This is a genomic window from Pradoshia sp. D12, from assembly GCF_008935075.1.
In the GTDB taxonomy this organism is placed as follows: domain Bacteria; phylum Bacillota; class Bacilli; order Bacillales; family Pradoshiaceae; genus Pradoshia.
Genome location: NZ_CP044545.1, coordinates 2,809,072 through 2,826,581 on the forward strand (window position 1 = coordinate 2,809,072; position 17,510 = coordinate 2,826,581).

Genomic DNA, 17,510 nt, shown 5'->3' on the forward strand with positions numbered 1-17,510 from the left:
CATTTGAAAGGCAGAATATATTTTCGATCGTATTTCCCTCCCTATCCTGAACCACTTCATTCTTCTAAAAAAGCAGCTATCTGGTCATGATAGCTGCTTAAAATTTATTCTTATTAATTTTGATATCTCAATACAGGCTTACGAGCAGCCAGTGCCTCATCCAAACGGCTGATTACCGTTGTATGTGGTGCTTCCTGTACAATTTCCGGATTCTCCTCTGCTTCCCTGGCAATTTGAATCATAGCATCAATAAAGCCATCCAGTGTTTCTTTTGATTCTGTTTCTGTTGGCTCAATCATCATGCATTCTTCCACATTCAAAGGGAAATAAATGGTTGGTGGATGATAGCCAAAGTCTAACAATCTCTTGGCAATATCAAGAGCCCGAACACCAAGTTTCTTCTGACGTTTTCCGCTGATAACAAACTCATGCTTACAGTGCTTATCATATGGGAGATCATAGTACTCTGCCAATCTTCTCATCATATAGTTTGCATTTAAGACAGCATACTCCGTTACTGCCTTCAATCCGTCTGGTCCCATAGACCGAATATACGTATAGGCACGGACATTGATTCCAAAATTTCCATAGTACGGCTTTACTCTGCCAATTGATTGCGGACGATTGTAATCAAGCTGATAGCCATTCTCTTCTTTTACAATAAGCGGTTTTGGTAAGAACGGAATTAACTCCTTCTTAACCCCAACCGGCCCTGAACCTGGCCCACCGCCGCCATGTGGTCCAGTAAATGTCTTATGCAAGTTAAGATGAACAACGTCAAATCCCATATCACCCGGGCGAGCCTTGGATAGTACAGCATTCAGATTGGCACCGTCATAGTATAGTTTTCCACCGGCATCATGAATAATTTCGGCCATCTCGATGATCTGTTCTTCAAAAAGCCCCAGTGTATTCGGATTTGTAAGCATTAAGGCTGCTGTATCTTTCCCTACAACACTCTTCAAATCTTCCAGATCTACTAAACCATCCGGACCTGACTTCACGGTAACAGTTTGCAATCCCGCAACTGTGGCTGAGGCAGGATTCGTACCATGCGCAGAATCAGGAACAATTACTTTTACGCGGTCAAAATCACCATTCGCCTCATGATAGGCACGAATCATCATTAATCCCGTCCACTCTCCATGCGCTCCCGCAGCCGGTTGCAAAGTGACTTCGTCCATACCTGTGATTTCCTTTAGACTTTGCTGCAAATCATACATTAACTCTAAAGAACCCTGTACAGCTTCTGCATCCTGCAGAGGATGAACATGTGCAAATCCATTTAGACGGGCAACATTCTCATTAATTTTCGGATTATATTTCATGGTACAGGAACCGAGCGGATAGAAACCGGAATCGACGCCATGATTTCTTCTCGAAAGTGCCGTGTAATGACGCATGATATCCAACTCGGATACTTCAGGCAGCTTTGGTTCCTCTGTGCGAATGAACTCCTCAGGCAAAAGCTCAGTTAATGCTGACTCCGGAACATCCATTTCCGGCAACGAATAGCCGATACGGCCCGGCTTGGTTTGTTCAAATATTAATGGCTGATCCTGTTTATTCATGGAAATCCCCCAATTCCTGTGCAAATCTATCAATCTCTTCTTTTGTACGCAGCTCCGTCACTGCCACAAGCATATGATTGGTTAAGGCAGGATAATCACAAGCTAAATCATAACCACCAATTATGCCTTTTTGTAGGAGCATTTTATTAGCTGCAGCTACAGAACCATTTAACTTAACAACAAACTCATTGAAAGAAGGTCCTTCAAAGGCAATTTCAAGTCCATTTGCTTTTAATTGCTCCTTTGCATAATGCGCTTTTTGGAGATTTTGAAGCGCCATCTCCTGCACGCCTTTCTTACCTAACGCAGTCATTGCCACAGAGGCTGCGAGAGCATTTAATGCTTGGTTAGAGCAAATATTCGAGGTCGCTTTATCGCGACGAATATGCTGTTCCCTCGCCTGCAAGGTTAATACAAACCCACGCTTCCCATCCTCATCAACCGTTTGGCCAACCAAACGTCCAGGTACTTTTCTTATCAGCTTAGAAGTAACTGCAAAATATCCGCAATGAGGTCCGCCAAATGCAGCCGGGATTCCGAACGGCTGTGCATCCCCTATGACAATATCTGCACCAAAATCACCCGGCGGTTTCAAGACACCAAGTGAAAGTGGGTTACTTGAAACAATTAACATTCCTTTATGTTCATGAACAATTTGTTCAATTTCAGCTAAGTTTTCGATTCGGCCAAAGAAGTTTGGATATTGAGTAATAAAACCAGCTACCTCATCAGTCATCATACCCGCCAATTGTTCTGTATCCGTCACTCCATTTTTACAGGGGACAACTTCAAGCTCAAGATATTGGCCTTTTGCATAAGTGGATAAAACAGCCCGTGATTCCGGGTGCACTGTCTCTGAAACAAGCAGTTTCTTACGACGTGTATGTCCTGCTGAGAGCATGGCTGCCTCGGCCAGAGCAGTTCCCCCATCATACATGGAGGAGTTCGCCACATCCATTCCGGTCAGTTCACAAATCATCGTTTGAAATTCAAAAATAGCCTGCAATTCTCCCTGGGAAATCTCCGGTTGATACGGTGTATAAGCGGTATAAAACTCTGATCTTGAGATAACGTGATCAACGATGACTGGCATGTAATGGTCATATACTCCCGCTCCAAGAAAAGAACTATGGGTCCTGAGATTGGCATTTTTCTCGGCCAGCTCAGTTAATTCTTTCAGAAGTGCTGATTCAGACTTTGCTTTTTTTAGCTTGTATTCACCCTTAAACCTTACTTTTTCAGGTATATCAGAAAATAAGTCATCGATTGATTCTACACCAATCGCTGTTAACATCTGTTCAGTATCCTGCTCTGTCATTGGTAAATAACGATGCTTCATTTTTTTACTCCTCCTGCCTGAGTGCGTTTATAAAATGGAGTACTAACAATTTTCGCCTTTAATCTTTTTCCCCGTATCTCAACCTCGACTACCTCATCAAGGTTAGCGAATTCTACATTAATCAGGACAAGGCCTACGTTTTTCTTTAAGGTTGGGGATTGTGTTCCAGTGGTCACTTCCCCGATGTTTTCATCCTTAACGAAAACCGGGTACCCATGTCTCGGAATACCGCGGTCAATCATTTCGATTCCGACAAGCTTTCTAGGGGCGCTATTTTCCTTCTGTTCCTTTAAAACTTCCTTACCAATAAAATGTTCTTTATCGGTTTTTACAGCGAACCCAATCCCCGCTTCGATAGGTGTAATCTCTGGAGATAACTCTTGGCCATATAAAGGAAGTTTTGCTTCAAACCGAAGCGTATCTCTTGCCCCAAGTCCACATGGAACCAATCCCTTATCCTTACCGAATTCTAAAAGATCTTTCCAAAGCTTCACTGTATCTTCGCTCTTACAGTACAATTCAAATCCATCTTCACCGGTGTAGCCAGTTCTTGAAACAAGTACACTAATGCCATTTATCATGACATCTTCACGAAAAGCAAAGAAACCAATGGTATTGAGATCTACTTCCTCTGCAAGGTTCTGTAATATATCAGCTGCAAGCGGTCCCTGTAATGCCAATTGCCCTATTTGTTCCGATATATTTTTTAGTTCTACATCTTCGCTCGCATGCTTTTTTAACCACTCAAAATCTTTATCAATATTAGATGCGTTCACAACTAACAAATAATCATCTTCACCTTTTTTATAAATAATCAGGTCATCAACCGTTCCGCCATTCTCATAGCACATAGCAGTATACTGTGCCCGGCCCGTTTTCAGCTTACTGACATCGTTGGTCATCATCAGCTGCAAAAATGGTAAAGACCCAGCACCCTTAATCATGAATTCGCCCATATGTGATACATCAAAGAGGCCTGCTTTTGTACGCACTGATTCATGCTCCTGTTTAATGCCTGAAAATTGGACAGGCAGTTCCCAGCCGCCAAAATCAATTGTTTTTCCTCCATACTCCCTGTACACACTGATCAGCGGAGTCTGCTTTAATTCTCCCATCCTTACCCTCCTAAAAAATTCGATTCGTTTTATACGGATACTCTTGCTTGTTATGCCATTTAAACGATTGCTTGTTAACTTATTAAGTAAAACGCCGCTTTTCCACATTTGACCGAAGCGATATATCCTTCAGCGATCCACGAAAAAAAGGACAGAAACCTCCCTTATTAGGGGGGCTCTGTCCTGATACCTGAAAGTTTACCGCCGGGTAACGTACTTCGGCGTTTCCTCTTGGGTGGCTTCACAATAAAGGAAGCGCTCTCCAGAGATGCGTCCAGCAAGAGTCTCTGTACCTGAGAGATTCATGGATTCACCATTTGCTCCTTCGGTGCCGCAAATACGGTCTCTCCCCTTGCCTTCATTCGCTCATATAATTATGTAAATTGGTCATACTAAACAAAAAGCAAGAGATAAGCCGTTTTCTAAATAGTCTTACATTTATATCCTACCATCAACAATTATCAGGTGGCAACATTTACGTTATCTCGATGAATGATTGGAAACTAAAAAAATATCAGTAACACCTCAGCTTTATTGGGGCAAAAAAATTGTTTAGGCGTCACTTAATAAATTCCTTATAATTTTCTGCCATCCGCATAAAGCATTTAATCAGATTTTAGCCGGAGATTAAACTCCTACTATTGTTTAGAAATTAATGACACCACCTATACCTATATAAGGTAAGAGAATTCTATTGAATTTAGTTAAATTACAATCAAGCATTTATCTAACTAGCTTAAATAAAGAAAGTTGGGATTCACATTGAGTTTAACACCAAAGGTCTATTTTGATGAAGATTGGGAAAAGGAGCTTGAGGAAAAGATTATGGAGGATGGCCCCTGGTGCAGCTACTCCCTTTTTAAACTCGGATTGGAGGCCGAAAAGCATAATCTGATTCCAGATTTCAACGGCCTCCTTGCACCAAAGCATTTATCAGGATTTACACCTTTAACCCATCAGCTCGAAGCTGCTACCGAAGTCATCGAAAGAATGAATGGTAAAGCCATATTAGCTGATGAAGTAGGTCTTGGTAAAACAATAGAGGCCGGTCTGATCTTAAAGGAATATATGATTCGGGGCCTGGCAAGCAAAATACTAATACTAGTCCCAGCCTCTCTCGTATCTCAATGGGCACAGGAGCTTAATCAGAAGTTTCACATACCAGCTGTCATATACAGAAAGGGGTATGGGTGGGATTCTGAATGTATAATCACTTCCATAGATACTGCTAAACGAGAGCCTCATCGTTCTGCCATACTCGAACAAACCTATGACATTGTCATCATAGATGAAGCTCACAAGTTAAAAAACAATAAAACCAAAAACTATGAGTTTGTACAAAAAGTCCAGAGAAAGTTCTGTCTACTGTTAACGGCAACCCCTATTCAAAACAAGCTAGAAGAAATTTTTTATCTTGTATCATTGCTTAAGCCAGGGCATTTGGGAAGTTATGCCAAATTTAATGAACGCTTTTCTGCTAAGAAACGTTCATTAAAGGATGATGCTTATTTGAAAGAATTGGTTAATATGGTGATGATTCGAAATAAACGTCAGGATACCGGCATTGAATGGACTAAGAGAAAGGTTGAAACCATTTTTATAGATTTCACCGAAAAGGAACAGGCTCTATATGATGGGGTTTCTTCATTTAGGAAAGAATTACCGGAGGGTATCGGGAGTACATTTTCTTCGTTAATCCTTCAGCGTGAGGCATGCAGCAGCAGGGAAGCCGTCTACTTTACGTTAAAAAATATGCTCGATCGAAACCCGGATGCCGGACTAAGCTTTAAGGAAGCCATACATAACCTTATCAACCTGGTCGAACTGGTTGATTGCAATTCAAAAGCGAAAAAAGCGCTTGAATTGATTCATTCTATAAAAGATAAGGTTATCATTTTTACCGAGTATCGAGCCACGCAATTATATTTGCAGTGGTTTCTTAAGCAAAATGGAATCACTTCTGTTCCATTCCGCGGCGGATTTAAACGTAGTAAGAAGGACTGGATGAAAGAACTGTTCGAAAAACAAGCACAAGTCTTAATTGCTACAGAAGCAGGTGGAGAAGGAATTAACCTGCAGTTTTGCCATCATATTATAAACTTTGATTTACCTTGGAATCCGATGCGACTGGAACAAAGAATCGGCCGAATTCACAGACTTGGACAAACAGAAGATGTCCGAATCTATAATTTTGCGACCAGGAATACCATTGAGGATCATATTATGAAAATTCTCTACGAAAAAATTCAATTATTTGAACGTGTCGTTGGGGAACTTGATGATATTCTAACGAGGCTGGAGGTTAAGAATCTTGAAGAGCATTTAACTGACATCCTCAATAAATCAAAAACAGAGGGTGAGATGAAGGTTAAAATGGATAATCTCACGTCTTTAATACAGCTTGCTCAAGATCTAAAAAAGGAGATGCCTTCACATGCAGCAACAGGAAATTCTTGAGTTTCTCGTTCAATTTTTCACAGCCAATCAATGCGAAATCATCAATCAAGGGCCAGGTCATCTAACTGTGCAGTTGACAATTGATATGGATAAAGAACTGATGAACCGACCTTTTTATTGGCATTATCTCGAGAAAGTTGGCGGAGTGCCTAATCCGATGAGCTTAACGTTTATCCTCGACAAAGAGGCAGCTCCTCCTGATTTAAAAGGGGAATTCATACATTTCGGATCCCCTCGCCTGCACCAAATATTCGCAGCTGCCCAAAGACTATCGAAGCATATCCGCTTATTTGAGGAGATTAAAGTGACTAGTGGTCAGATGCCTTTATTTCCTTGGTTAGGTGTAAATGTTAATATCTCCTATGAATGCGACCGAAAAAAGGATTTATTCTTTTCAATAGGATTGAACCTGATTAACGGTCTTTTCGTTGAAAATTTCATTGATTCAGCTGATAAACTGTCGCTTACACCTAAAATATCTGATTATACATTTACCCTTACACCAATTATTCGGTATCAAAGCGGATTGCATCGTATCAAAACTTATATCCAAAATAAAATTAATCAGGATGACCATGGGTGGGCTGATGAGGCTCTCGTGCGCTGGAATAAAGATTTGAGTTTACTGAACCATTTTTATGAGGATAAAAAAGAAGAGGAAACTCACATGTATGACCTTGAAAAAGAAGCATTACGAATGCAATATGAACCCAGAATCCGTGTCAGCTTCATAAATGGCGGCCTTTTTTATCTTAGCGGTCAGGCTATCTAAAGAGGATCTCTAAAGTTACAGGCTGAATATCCGTATAACCAAAACAAGTAGAGTATCAATATAAAAAACTAATAAGTGATTCTGTCCAAAAGGAATTACTAGGTAAAGCTTCTGAAATGCATAAAATACGACAAGATGGTATTGAACAGCTCAAGAACAAAAAAGAAGAAGAATTAAAGGACATTCAGGAGGATTATCAGAAACAAATAGATGAATGGAAAAAACAATGGGAGTAATCGCCTATATATAATAGTCAATTAATTAATAATGGGTTAAGCCATACATTACTTGTGTGGCTTTCTTTTTGTTTGAATGGCATGAATATGACGTAATCTTAGATGAGGATAAAATGAATATACAAAAAACAGTGGATTCAGCAAAAAATCCACTGCTTTTTAAACAAACACTATTTATTACGCCTTACGTTTAAAGAGCATTTCAATCGATAAAGGAATGATTCCGAACCAATGGTTCATTAATGGCGGCCGATCATCTCTATGATTACGGCGTTGCTCTTTACGTACTTCCTTTGGCTGCTTCATATACACTAACCACTGAATTGTTAAAAATTTTATATAGTCATTTGTTTTCATCGACATTCACCCATCAGAAGTATCTCCATTTATCATGGATGTTATTCATTAATTTCTAAATAAGATGGCTAGTTTATGGTGATTTTCATTAATATCTCTTCTGTAATCTCCATTTTTGTTTTTCTGTCCGTATGAATCTGTAAATCAGCAGCTAGCTTATATAGGTCAACCCTCTTTTGATAAAGCTGCACTATTTGTTCCTCTTTATTTCCAGACAATAAAGGGCGTGATGAGTCAGTCTCAAGCCTTTTTATGATTTCTGTCGGATTGGCATGGAGCCAAATAACGGTTCCCTTTCCCTTCATATATTTCCGGTTGTCTTCCCTAAGAATGATACCCCCGCCTGTCGCGATGATACAATTTTCGATAGGCAATGATTGCAATGCCTGCTGTTCTAGGTCCCTGAATCCATCTTCACCTACTTCATCAAAGAGCTGTGGAATCGACCTTCCTGTACGTTCAACCACCGTCTGATCACTATCATAAAAGGGACACTGCATTTTTTCGGCGAGAGCCCTACCCACAGTCGTTTTCCCAGCTCCCATAAATCCAATTAAATAAATGGCTTTCATCTCGTTCCCCCTAACTCCTAACTATCTATCCATTTCACTACTTTCTTTGCTTCAGTTGAGTACGTAATCGTCTCCCGTCTCACCTTATGATCCGTCTGAATATCCAGTGAGATCTCATAGAACCCTCTCTCAAGCGGTTTTATATGATAGGCTATTCTTCCATTATAATAAATCCATTCCCCTTTTGTCTCAGGAACACTATCATCATCAAGCATTAAGATTGCAGCATGTGTACCCGTATCACCCAGATAGGTGGTAATTAACCATTCGGTTTGATACTTATGATAATTCACTTCCTGAGCCATATTTCCTATCGAATACATACAAATGATAAAAATAACCGAAAAAAACAATAAAGCAACAGGCATAAATATCCCACGTTCATTTTTAAGAAGGTTCAAATTTATATCTTTTGAACAATCGTTTTTCATACTTATCACCATTTATAAGAGTCACAGATATTAGCAGTGACTCTCCTTCTTTTTTAACATGAAAGCTCTTAATATCTTGAAGGACCATTTCATGCCCAGCGCCATCCACTCGCCTTCTTACCATATTGTTATAGACTTCATATGTTATTTCTTCTCCACTTTTATCAAGTAAAAGGACATTGCTTTTAGGTACTCCAAAGTCTTTTGTCTTTTGAAATTCTCGTTCCAATTGACGTATAAAGATATTCCATTCCATCCTTGTATTTGTGTTCGTATCCCTGACATGCCAGTCTGTTATACTGGCAAGTGCACTCGTCATAAAGACACTTAATAACGAAAATAAACCAAGAGCAAATAATATCTCTACCAAAGTAAAGCCATCATCTTTCAGGCAGCTTTTCATACACTTTCTGTAATTTATCCTTTGAGTTGCTATACTCTGCATAATAAACGTTCCCTTCAAGATAAAAAGTATAGGCTTTCCCCTCAATCTCTGCTTGTCCAGTAAACAGTGGACGGCCGTTTATCTGATATTCATTTAAATTTTCAAACAATCTATTAAGAGCGGCTTCCTCCATTCTTAAGTCATTCTTTAGCGTAATGCTTTCCATATATGCCGGAAGCAATAAACAGCAGCATAAGATAAGTATTCCAAACGAAATCAGCAGGTCCAAGATAGCATATCCATGCTCTTTATACTTTTGATATATAAAATCTCCCCCTCCCTAATTGAAAGACAAGCTTGTATATCGTTTTACCATTTTTATCGGTTAAATAGATTGTTGTTGGATTTTGGATATTTCCTGCTGGAATATAGGTAATTGGCACATTGCCAACTTTTTTAAACTTGATTGATTCGGCCTTCTGAGTCGAAATAATATGACTGTTTGTTTTGTATGAGTAAGCTGAATATTCATTTTGGTCAGTTACAAATCTTAGTAAGACATACGTGTTATTTTCCATTGCATAGACCTGAGCATAGTAAATATCCTTCTCCAGTTGATTTAAAAATGCTTGCTGTTCATATGTTTCAAACATTTTACTTGTAACCGCACTTGCTATAGTCAGCATTAACGTCAGACATCCAAGTACAATCAACACCTCTACTAACGTAAACCCTTCTTCGTTCTTTTCCATTTTTATTGTCCCTGAAGAGTTACAGTCCCATCATCCGAAATCACCGCGGTTTTTCCTTCCGGACATTTAACATCCTCTTTTAAAAAACCAGAAGAGATAAGCTTCTCCATCGTCGGAAGCGTACCTTCCTTTAATTTATAGGCTTGTACCTGTCCCTCAACCATCTTTACGAATGCCTCGCATCCCTTACTATTAACTGCTTCCTGGTTTTTCATTACATTGGGTACTGTAATAATCAATAGAACTGATATAACCAGCATGACAATCAACATCTCAATCAAGGTAAAACCTTGTTCATTTTTGTATTTCATCAAAAACACCTTCCTATATCGTATTCATCAATGAAATCATTGGCATTAATATTGCCAAATACAGAAGGATCACTAAAATGGCAACAAGGCCAAACATTAATGGTTGAACCACCTTTATATATTTTTCAGTCTGCATCTCCATCTCATTTAACAGATATCTGCTGTAGTAAAGAAGTTCTTCTCCTAATAAACTATTTTTTTGCCCATGGCTGATTACTCGCTCAAAATCATTCATAAAAATTGTGAGATTCCCACTAATGCTTTCTAATGAATCTCCCTCCTGAAGACTTTTAATCATGTGATGGGTTATTTCCTTAACTAAACTTTTTGGATCCTGCTGACTCATAATCGTTAACGCATCAATAATTGAAATACCACCCTTTAATAATGAGCCCAGCTGCATAGAAAAATAATACGTTGTGGAAAGCTTTCTAAAAGAACGCAGGAACGGAATTTTATTCATCAGTAATTCCTGTTTTATTTTGGATAGTTTTTTTAAATAATAGTGGTATATAAACAAATGCATGGTTAGGAGCACAATGATAAAAAATGGAAGATTGTTAACGAGGGTTGCCAGTAAAACGGATAACTTTAAGAATATGTTTGATTCCTGCCCTGCGCCCTGATACATACTTGAGAATTTTGGCAACAAATAATTTGTAAATACTTGCAGCAAGGTAAATGTAAAAACAAGTAGGAAGACTGGGTAATACAATAAATTTTTTAGTTTTGCGCGATCCTCACTTTTCTTAAGCCATATTTCGCCTCCATTCTGCAAGGATTTGGATAGCTGTCCGTGTTTTTCACCGTAGGATACTAAACCAACGAGCTCTTGTTCAAAATCGAGCCATTCTAAAAAGTCCCTAAAAGTATGGCCATCTTTCAATAGTTCCAATGCATCCTTAATTTCTTCTCGATACTTCTTTTTTCCATGAATAAGAGAAAATTCAATACCCTCATAAAGAGTAAAGCCATTCTCCAATAAATCGCCCAATTCCTGAAGAAATCTCGCCTGATCCCTGCAAGACCATCGGGACTTTAGATTACTCCTCATGCACCCACCTCTCATACTCTTTTTGATTCACAAATCCATAGGCAACAGCCTTGCTGATGAGAGAAGATAATTCCGGATAATGAAAGTTCACATCATCTCCCTCCATCTCTGCCCAAACCTTCGCCAATTCATTGCCATAAATCATTTCATGCACACTTACCCGCCCTCTGCTCTTTTCCATAAGGCAGTACGGTGAGCATTCACCCTTACAAAAAGGACAGTGCAATTCCAATAATCTTTGGGAGGTTACACCTAAAAGAGTTTGCTTTGCCTCCTCCTTGTCTATCCCAAATTCCAAAAGCCTTCTAACTGCACCCAATACATCACTGGCATGCATCGTAGTTAAGATTAAGTGGCCTGTTAAAGCGGCGCGCACCGCTATTCTGGCCGTTTCAGCATCCCTGATTTCTCCAATCATGATAATATCGGGATCGTGGCGCAGGGCAGCTTTCAAGCCTACTGAATAACTGATACCGGCTTTTTCATTAATCTGGACTTGAATGGCATCATCGGACTGATGTTCAACAGGATCTTCCAGTGTAATAATATTTCGGTTAACGGTATTTTTGGCATGATGGAGCATGGAATATAAAGTTGTAGTTTTACCACTTCCAGTCGGTCCACAGATGATCATTAATCCATGGGAATGTTTAAGCATGGAAATTAACGTAGTTGACATTTTTGGAAATAAGGAGATTTCTTCGATTGGGAGAGTTTGTAAACTTGGAATAATACGAATGACGAGAGATTCAGAGTATGGGGTAGGCAAGGTGGATAATCGGAGACCAATCCATTTATTTGAAACAAACATCGTTAAGGCCCCTGACTGAGGACGTCTTTTTTCTCCTATATCCATGCCGGCCATAAATTTAAAATGAGAGATGAGTCGTTGGGCCCTGTCTCTTTGGTAACTGCCTTCTGAAAATAAGCGATTGTGAATCCGATAGTAAAGATGGGTTTTCTTGCGTTGGGGAACAATGTGGATATCTGAGGCTTTGAATTTTACTGCTTCTGTTACAACTTTTTCAGCTAACTTATCGATGGTGAGCAATTCTCGTTTCACCTCCTTATATGTTACTCTCTTATGTTATTAGACATTAATTTTTCAATCCCTGCTGGCATAACGAAAGTTTCAAAATCTGTCACAATTCGTCGTTAATTTGGGTAATTTTTCATAATCATGAAATATTTCATCCCTTTTATTCTGTTAACATATTTACAGATTAATTTTAAAATTAAGATAGTAATATATACATGTTAAATATTGATTTATCAAAATGTGGCTAAATTACAACATATGTTTCCAAAGAGTCAGAATAGCCAAGAACAGCATATCAATGCTTGATTGACTGTATTATAATGGAACTATTAAGGAGCGCGAGGTGGACCACAATGGACCAAACATTAAAAATTACCAATGTATTATCAGATCCGACCAGATACTATATTTATCAGCATATAGCTAAAAGGCACAGCGAGGTGACGGTACAGGAAATTGCGGATATATTTGAGATTCACCCCAATGTTGCGCGTTTACATTTAACAAAGCTCGAAGATGTAAATATGCTTGTTTCTGAAACTAAGAAAACAGGAAAAGGTGGAAGACCAAGCAGATTATATAGATTATCAGATGATGTCATACAATTAAACTTCCCTTACCGCGATTACCAACTGCTTGCAAAAATAGCCCTTCAGACAATGTTCTCACTGGGAGAAGCAGGTAAGGAAGCGTTATTCAATACCGGAAGATTATTTGGGAAAGATTTGGCTGAACAGCATATGAAAGGAATTGGAGAAAGTCAGGACAGCCTGTCTTTCGACCACAAACTCTCTATCATAAAAGATGCATCGACTACTGCTGGATTCTATCCGGAATTCATAACAGCTGAGGATCATTCAACCATTTTCTTTAGAATACACAACTGTCCTTTTAAAGAAATTGCCTTTGAGCAAAAAGAAGCCGTATGCGGAATGCATTATGAGTTTTTACGCGGTATGTTCAGCGTCCTTTTTGATTCAATCGAATTAATAGAAGAGGAAAATATGTTTGATCATGCAGGTTGCCAAGCTTGCACATACAAGATGCTTGCCGGAAATTAATCACACAATTCAGTCATCCTATTTTAAGATAGTTTACATTCTTTAACAATATCCTTATAATAGTAGTGATGGAATTATAAGGGGATAAGGGAGGTTAAGGAATGGACAGAATGTTCAGAGTATGTGGTTTCTGGACTGGAATTATGGCAGTCATGTTCTTTGTTGGCGGTATGCATACTACATCACTCATCTTTTTCGGTCAAACTGGTTTCTTTGTTATTTTAAGCTATTTAAAATTGTCTGAAAGAATGTACTTATATGTTTTCGGTGCTTATTTAACAGTTTTCTTTGCAGGGTTCACCTATTGGACAACGTTCATGATGACTCCTGGAGCGGGACATTAATTTACAGTAAAACCTTGATTGAGCTGGAGCAATCAAGGTTTTTTTATATTCTTAGATTGAACTAAAACACTGAAACTATCACTAATCCAGTCTCCCAGAACTAACTGTTTGATTTGTCTGTTGCGCCTGGCGACAGGAGAAAAAGGATCTGCATCCGCATGTGGAACCAGCTCATCCAATATCCCTTCCTCTAATAAAAATGACTGTTGTCCTCCCCAGTACTCTAGATCAAGCCCTCTTCTCTTCCCTTCACATTTAAGCAATGAAAAATTGACGGTACTCGTTATATCTGTTTCTCCTGGATTTTCGAGAATTGAGCCGATTAATTGATGGTCCTTAAATCCTCTTAAGGTACCATTTTTACGGGCAGGTATATACAAATCCTCCGCATCCATTCCATAATCTATCGTCATGAGATATCCACTCTTCATTTTATCGACAATTTGCTCGTAGGCAACCATCATTGGGCATGGCACCTCTATACGATAAATAAACTCCGGGATATTCAACTTCTCTATAACGGCTAAAATCATCTGATTATTGAGATCTCTGGTCGTTTCAAATAGCTCTCCATTCTTTACTGTGACGCCCGCTTCTTTCCACTGATTCTTATCTTTAATCAAAACATGAACTGGAAAAGCATCAAAAAATTCATTTGAAAAAATGAAACCTTCTATTAGTGGCATATCCTTGATAGAATCTAACAAACGAATTCTATCATCCTTTGCCGCCGTATCTAAAATCAATTCTCGATGATAGGAACTGGATTCAACAATATAATAAATTGCATTAGATGCCAGCTCTGGGTTGTACAGTTCCAATCCTCTCAAAAAATCACATGCCATCTTCCCGGTGCCGCCGCCAAGCTCACATATAGCGGGAGGCAGGTCAGATTCAATTAGCTTCCTTCCTGCCCATTTACCTATAAATTCACCAAAGACAGGGGACATACTCACCGAAGTATAGAAATCACCGCTACTTCCAATTTTATCTTTTCTCCGTTGGTAATAGCCATATTCAGGATGATACAATGCCAACTCTATATATTTGTCATACGGTAAAAATAAATCTTCTGTTTCCTCAATGGACCGAATGATTATGTCTTTCATAAATCCACCTAATTTTATAAATATTTCCACAATAGGCGTTGACATCACATTATCCCTATTGTAAATTTATGGTATAGATTAAAATGGCCCCTCCCATTTTATAGGAAATACCCCCTGACCCTCCTTATCTAATTGTTAAGGAGGGTCTACAATTAGTACACCTCTTACCTTAAAAATGGATTATGATTCATCTCATCTTCAATGATGGTTTCCGGCCCATGTCCAGATAAACAAAGCGTATCTTTTGGAAGAGTTAATAATTTTTTATGAAGACTATCCATTAGCTGTTGATGATTTCCACCAGGTAAATCGGTCCGGCCTATACTCATATGAAATAATGCATCTCCTGAAAATACAATCGCCTCGTCCTTATCATAATAAGAAACACTTCCTGGTGAATGTCCAGGTGTAAACAGTACATTAAAGGTGAAATCCCCGATTTTTAGAATACCTTCCTCTGAAATCACATTTTCTGCGGGAGCAGCCTTAATCTCACCAAGTTGGAAAAATCGCGAACCGTTCAAAGCTGGGTTTGTTAACCATTCTGTTTCTTTTTTGTGCACATAAACCGGGATACTAAAGACTTCCCGTACCCTGTCCACTGCCCCTATATGATCAAAATGAGCGTGAGTTAAAAGAACTGCAATTGGTTTCCATTTCTTTTCACGAATGATTTGAATCAGCTTTTCTGCTTCCTCGCCCGGGTCGATGATTAAACATTCACCGTCCTGCTTGGCATATAAATAACAATTTGTTTGCAAAGGTCCTAAAGGAACTCTTTTCCATGTTTTTTTCATGTCTTTCCTCCTGAAGTCTCAGTTTAGTTTCTTTTATTTTACACAAGTGATGGTTTTGTATAAAGAGTCTTATACTGTATTGTTCCTATTCCTTCCAAATTGCCTATAATATCTCGACAAATAATCTGAAAAGAATTAAAATACTATTGAATGCATTTATTTTACAATTTAATGATTTATTGGGTTTTATTACTTAATAATTCCAGGGGAGGTAAATGAAATGGGATTGGTAATTATTTTTGGTTTAGTTGCCATTTTGGCTATTTTCGCATTAATCAGCGCCTTTAAAAACAAAAATTTCCTTGGTCTAGTATTCGCTTTGGGTACTGCCGTTGTATTTGGCTGGTTCGCCATCATGACCTTCATTAGAGATGGCTATCCTGCTGTACATTAATTAATTGTATACGTCATACATCTGAAAAAGAGGAATCCTTTAAACAGGATTCCTCTTTTTCGTTCACCAGCTCCTGTCTTCTATAAATAAAGACAAGCATTTAAAATTGGTTTTGTATCCCGATAAATTTGTTCAAATTGTGATAAAGGAAGTGGATTGATTCCTTTACCCAGCTCTAATGTAAATCCAGGCTTCTTGAACTGATCAATAAACCAATCCTTAAAGCCTGCATGGCTATCAATATAGCGAACGGCCTTGTAGCCAGATCTTGCGGTAAATTCCATAGCCATAACAGAGGTGATTTCCGGCTCTTTTTTCTCATATCCCCAGTAAAATTCTTCTCCCTGGGTGTGCAGAGAAACTACACGATCGAACCCTTCCTTCAGCACAAGTGCAACCAGTGATTTCACTTCACTTTCTGTTAATGGCTCGATTCCAGGAAAATCTCTTGCTGCTGGTTTTTTCGGCCGTTTTCTCTTTTTCTCAATCTCCCAGTTTGCCGGAAATTGATTATTTAAGTCAACTCCTCTAATATTCGCTTTCCAGCCTAAAAATTCTTTTCTTCCATCATTCATCCTAATTAAATCTTTTTTCATTTTTTCAGATGGACCATTTACTACTAAATCTACACCATCAGGATTCACCATCATAACAAGTGACAAATCACACTCCAGGAATAGCTCCAATGCTGAACATTCTCCTAAATTTGTCCCCGTTGTTAATGCCAGTAAATAATCATTCAGCCACTTCATTAAAACCAAGCTAGTAATCCATTCATTCGCATGCATCGAGGCATTCATATGGACTTTTTTCGGACCAATACCAATTCGCAGTTCCCAAATATCCTGGCCAAGTTCAGATTTCCCGATAGATTTCATCTGCAGGAAAGGATAGATGGTTGTAAGTATTTCCATGTCATTCATGCATTTACTTGATGAGTATGGACAAGTCTGATCCACAATACTATGTTGAATTTTCACAGGCAATCTAACAGATTGCTTCGGATTCTCTTCCATACTCTCCATTGAATTAGCTACCTGAATTCTTTCACGTTCTACAGGGTGTGTGATATCCAAGGACGATAACCTTTCCTCCCTTGTCCAATATCCAGGTATATGAACCATATCGCCAACAGATAGCTCATTATTACTAATATGTAAATTACATTCCCGTAAAAGTGCGAACGGTATAGAATACAAAACGGCCAATCTCGATAATAAGTCAGGCTTCTTTATGATGACTTCCATAGAATCACATCCTTTTCTACTCATTTTATGAATACTCCGATCAAAAAATACAGAAGCTAACAGATATTATGTATAGATTCGTAAAAAACAGCTTGATTATAGTTGCCTTTAACTGTATAAGCCTTTTTAGTATGCCATTTAGCGGGGTATGGGCTGGGGAAAGGCAG

Annotated in this window: 20 protein-coding genes and 1 riboswitch; of the genes, 5 read left to right on the forward strand and 15 right to left on the reverse strand. The window is 38.7% G+C overall.

The window, feature by feature from the left end:
• Positions 1-113: 113 nt before the first annotated feature.
• The 3 genes from gcvPB to gcvT are packed head-to-tail and all read right to left on the reverse strand — an operon-like array spanning position 114 to position 4,025.
• A complete protein-coding gene (gene gcvPB, locus F7984_RS13450) occupies positions 114-1,571 on the reverse strand; it encodes an aminomethyl-transferring glycine dehydrogenase subunit GcvPB (protein ID WP_066105034.1) in 1,458 nt (485 codons plus the stop codon).
• On the reverse strand, positions 1,564-2,910 hold the full coding sequence (gene gcvPA, locus F7984_RS13455; protein WP_066105037.1) for an aminomethyl-transferring glycine dehydrogenase subunit GcvPA: 1,347 nt from the start codon (positions 2,908-2,910) through the stop codon (positions 1,564-1,566). The genes gcvPB and gcvPA overlap by 8 nt, the downstream gene beginning before the upstream one ends.
• Entirely contained in the window at positions 2,907-4,025 is a 1,119-nt protein-coding gene (gene gcvT / locus F7984_RS13460) for a glycine cleavage system aminomethyltransferase GcvT (protein WP_066105042.1), read from the reverse strand. The genes gcvPA and gcvT overlap by 4 nt, the downstream gene beginning before the upstream one ends.
• A gap of 271 nt (positions 4,026-4,296) precedes the next feature.
• A riboswitch (glycine riboswitch) is annotated at positions 4,297-4,387 on the reverse strand.
• Positions 4,388-4,850: 463 nt separating this feature from the next.
• Here gcvT and F7984_RS13465 point away from each other — a divergent pair.
• Together F7984_RS13465 and F7984_RS13470 are read left to right on the forward strand one after the other, a co-directional pair.
• Positions 4,851-6,482 (forward strand): DEAD/DEAH box helicase, encoded by a 1,632-nt coding sequence (locus F7984_RS13465; protein WP_066105663.1) that lies wholly within the window; start codon positions 4,851-4,853, stop codon positions 6,480-6,482.
• Positions 6,460-7,254, forward strand: a complete 795-nt coding sequence (locus tag F7984_RS13470; RefSeq protein WP_140462026.1) for a YqhG family protein — start codon at positions 6,460-6,462, stop codon at positions 7,252-7,254. Before F7984_RS13465 ends, F7984_RS13470 begins: the two co-directional genes overlap by 23 nt.
• A gap of 413 nt (positions 7,255-7,667) precedes the next feature.
• On the opposite strand, the gene F7984_RS13475 is transcribed toward F7984_RS13470, so the two are convergent.
• The 9 genes from F7984_RS13475 to comGA form a co-directional block, all read right to left on the reverse strand.
• A complete protein-coding gene (locus F7984_RS13475) occupies positions 7,668-7,853 on the reverse strand; it encodes a YqzE family protein (RefSeq protein ID WP_225983607.1) in 186 nt (61 codons plus the stop codon).
• Positions 7,854-7,915: 62 nt separating this feature from the next.
• On the reverse strand, positions 7,916-8,419 hold the full coding sequence (locus F7984_RS13480) for a shikimate kinase (RefSeq protein ID WP_140462025.1): 504 nt from the start codon (positions 8,417-8,419) through the stop codon (positions 7,916-7,918).
• 17 nt (positions 8,420-8,436) lie between these two features.
• Positions 8,437-8,820 carry a competence type IV pilus minor pilin ComGG gene (gene comGG / locus F7984_RS13485; protein ID WP_181162039.1) on the reverse strand — a complete coding sequence of 128 codons (384 nt, stop codon included), beginning with the start codon at positions 8,818-8,820 and terminating at the stop codon, positions 8,437-8,439.
• A complete protein-coding gene (gene comGF / locus F7984_RS13490; RefSeq protein WP_192796851.1) occupies positions 8,807-9,253 on the reverse strand; it encodes a competence type IV pilus minor pilin ComGF in 447 nt (148 codons plus the stop codon). Before comGF ends, comGG begins: the two co-directional genes overlap by 14 nt.
• Positions 9,231-9,461, reverse strand: coding sequence for a hypothetical protein (locus F7984_RS19140; protein ID WP_192796812.1), 231 nt, complete (start codon positions 9,459-9,461; stop codon positions 9,231-9,233). Before F7984_RS19140 ends, comGF begins: the two co-directional genes overlap by 23 nt.
• 82 nt (positions 9,462-9,543) lie before the next feature.
• Entirely contained in the window at positions 9,544-9,987 is a 444-nt protein-coding gene (comGD, locus tag F7984_RS13495) for a competence type IV pilus minor pilin ComGD (RefSeq protein ID WP_066105059.1), read from the reverse strand.
• A 2-nt stretch (positions 9,988-9,989) separates the two neighbouring features.
• The gene (gene comGC, locus F7984_RS13500; protein ID WP_139892543.1) at positions 9,990-10,298 is read right to left on the reverse strand and encodes a competence type IV pilus major pilin ComGC; all 309 of its coding nucleotides are present in this window, start codon (positions 10,296-10,298) and stop codon (positions 9,990-9,992) included.
• Positions 10,299-10,311: 13 nt separating this feature from the next.
• Positions 10,312-11,352, reverse strand: coding sequence for a competence type IV pilus assembly protein ComGB (gene comGB, locus F7984_RS13505; protein ID WP_180350004.1), 1,041 nt, complete (start codon positions 11,350-11,352; stop codon positions 10,312-10,314).
• Complete coding sequence (comGA, locus tag F7984_RS13510) at positions 11,342-12,403, reverse strand: competence type IV pilus ATPase ComGA (RefSeq protein ID WP_140462021.1); 1,062 nt, start codon at positions 12,401-12,403, stop codon at positions 11,342-11,344. The genes comGB and comGA overlap by 11 nt, the downstream gene beginning before the upstream one ends.
• A 341-nt stretch (positions 12,404-12,744) precedes the next feature.
• Between comGA and F7984_RS13515 the strand changes: the two genes are divergently transcribed.
• On the forward strand, positions 12,745-13,452 hold the full coding sequence (locus tag F7984_RS13515; protein ID WP_066105070.1) for a helix-turn-helix transcriptional regulator: 708 nt from the start codon (positions 12,745-12,747) through the stop codon (positions 13,450-13,452).
• 101 nt (positions 13,453-13,553) lie between these two features.
• On the forward strand, positions 13,554-13,796 hold the full coding sequence (locus F7984_RS13520) for a DUF2626 domain-containing protein (protein ID WP_066105073.1): 243 nt from the start codon (positions 13,554-13,556) through the stop codon (positions 13,794-13,796).
• A 32-nt stretch (positions 13,797-13,828) separates the two neighbouring features.
• On the opposite strand, the gene F7984_RS13525 is transcribed toward F7984_RS13520, so the two are convergent.
• Positions 13,829-14,905 (reverse strand): class I SAM-dependent methyltransferase, encoded by a 1,077-nt coding sequence (locus F7984_RS13525; RefSeq protein WP_180350005.1) that lies wholly within the window; start codon positions 14,903-14,905, stop codon positions 13,829-13,831.
• 164 nt (positions 14,906-15,069) lie between these two features.
• The gene (locus F7984_RS13530; RefSeq protein ID WP_066105078.1) at positions 15,070-15,702 is read right to left on the reverse strand and encodes an MBL fold metallo-hydrolase; all 633 of its coding nucleotides are present in this window, start codon (positions 15,700-15,702) and stop codon (positions 15,070-15,072) included.
• Between the two features lie 220 nt (positions 15,703-15,922).
• On the opposite strand from F7984_RS13530, the gene F7984_RS13535 reads away from it, so the two are divergent.
• A complete protein-coding gene (locus tag F7984_RS13535; protein ID WP_066105081.1) occupies positions 15,923-16,096 on the forward strand; it encodes a DUF2759 domain-containing protein in 174 nt (57 codons plus the stop codon).
• A gap of 80 nt (positions 16,097-16,176) precedes the next feature.
• Here the strand turns inward: F7984_RS13535 and F7984_RS13540 are convergent, their stop codons facing one another.
• Positions 16,177-17,367 (reverse strand): M14 family metallopeptidase, encoded by a 1,191-nt coding sequence (locus F7984_RS13540; RefSeq protein ID WP_181162038.1) that lies wholly within the window; start codon positions 17,365-17,367, stop codon positions 16,177-16,179.
• Positions 17,368-17,510 lie beyond the last annotated feature (143 nt).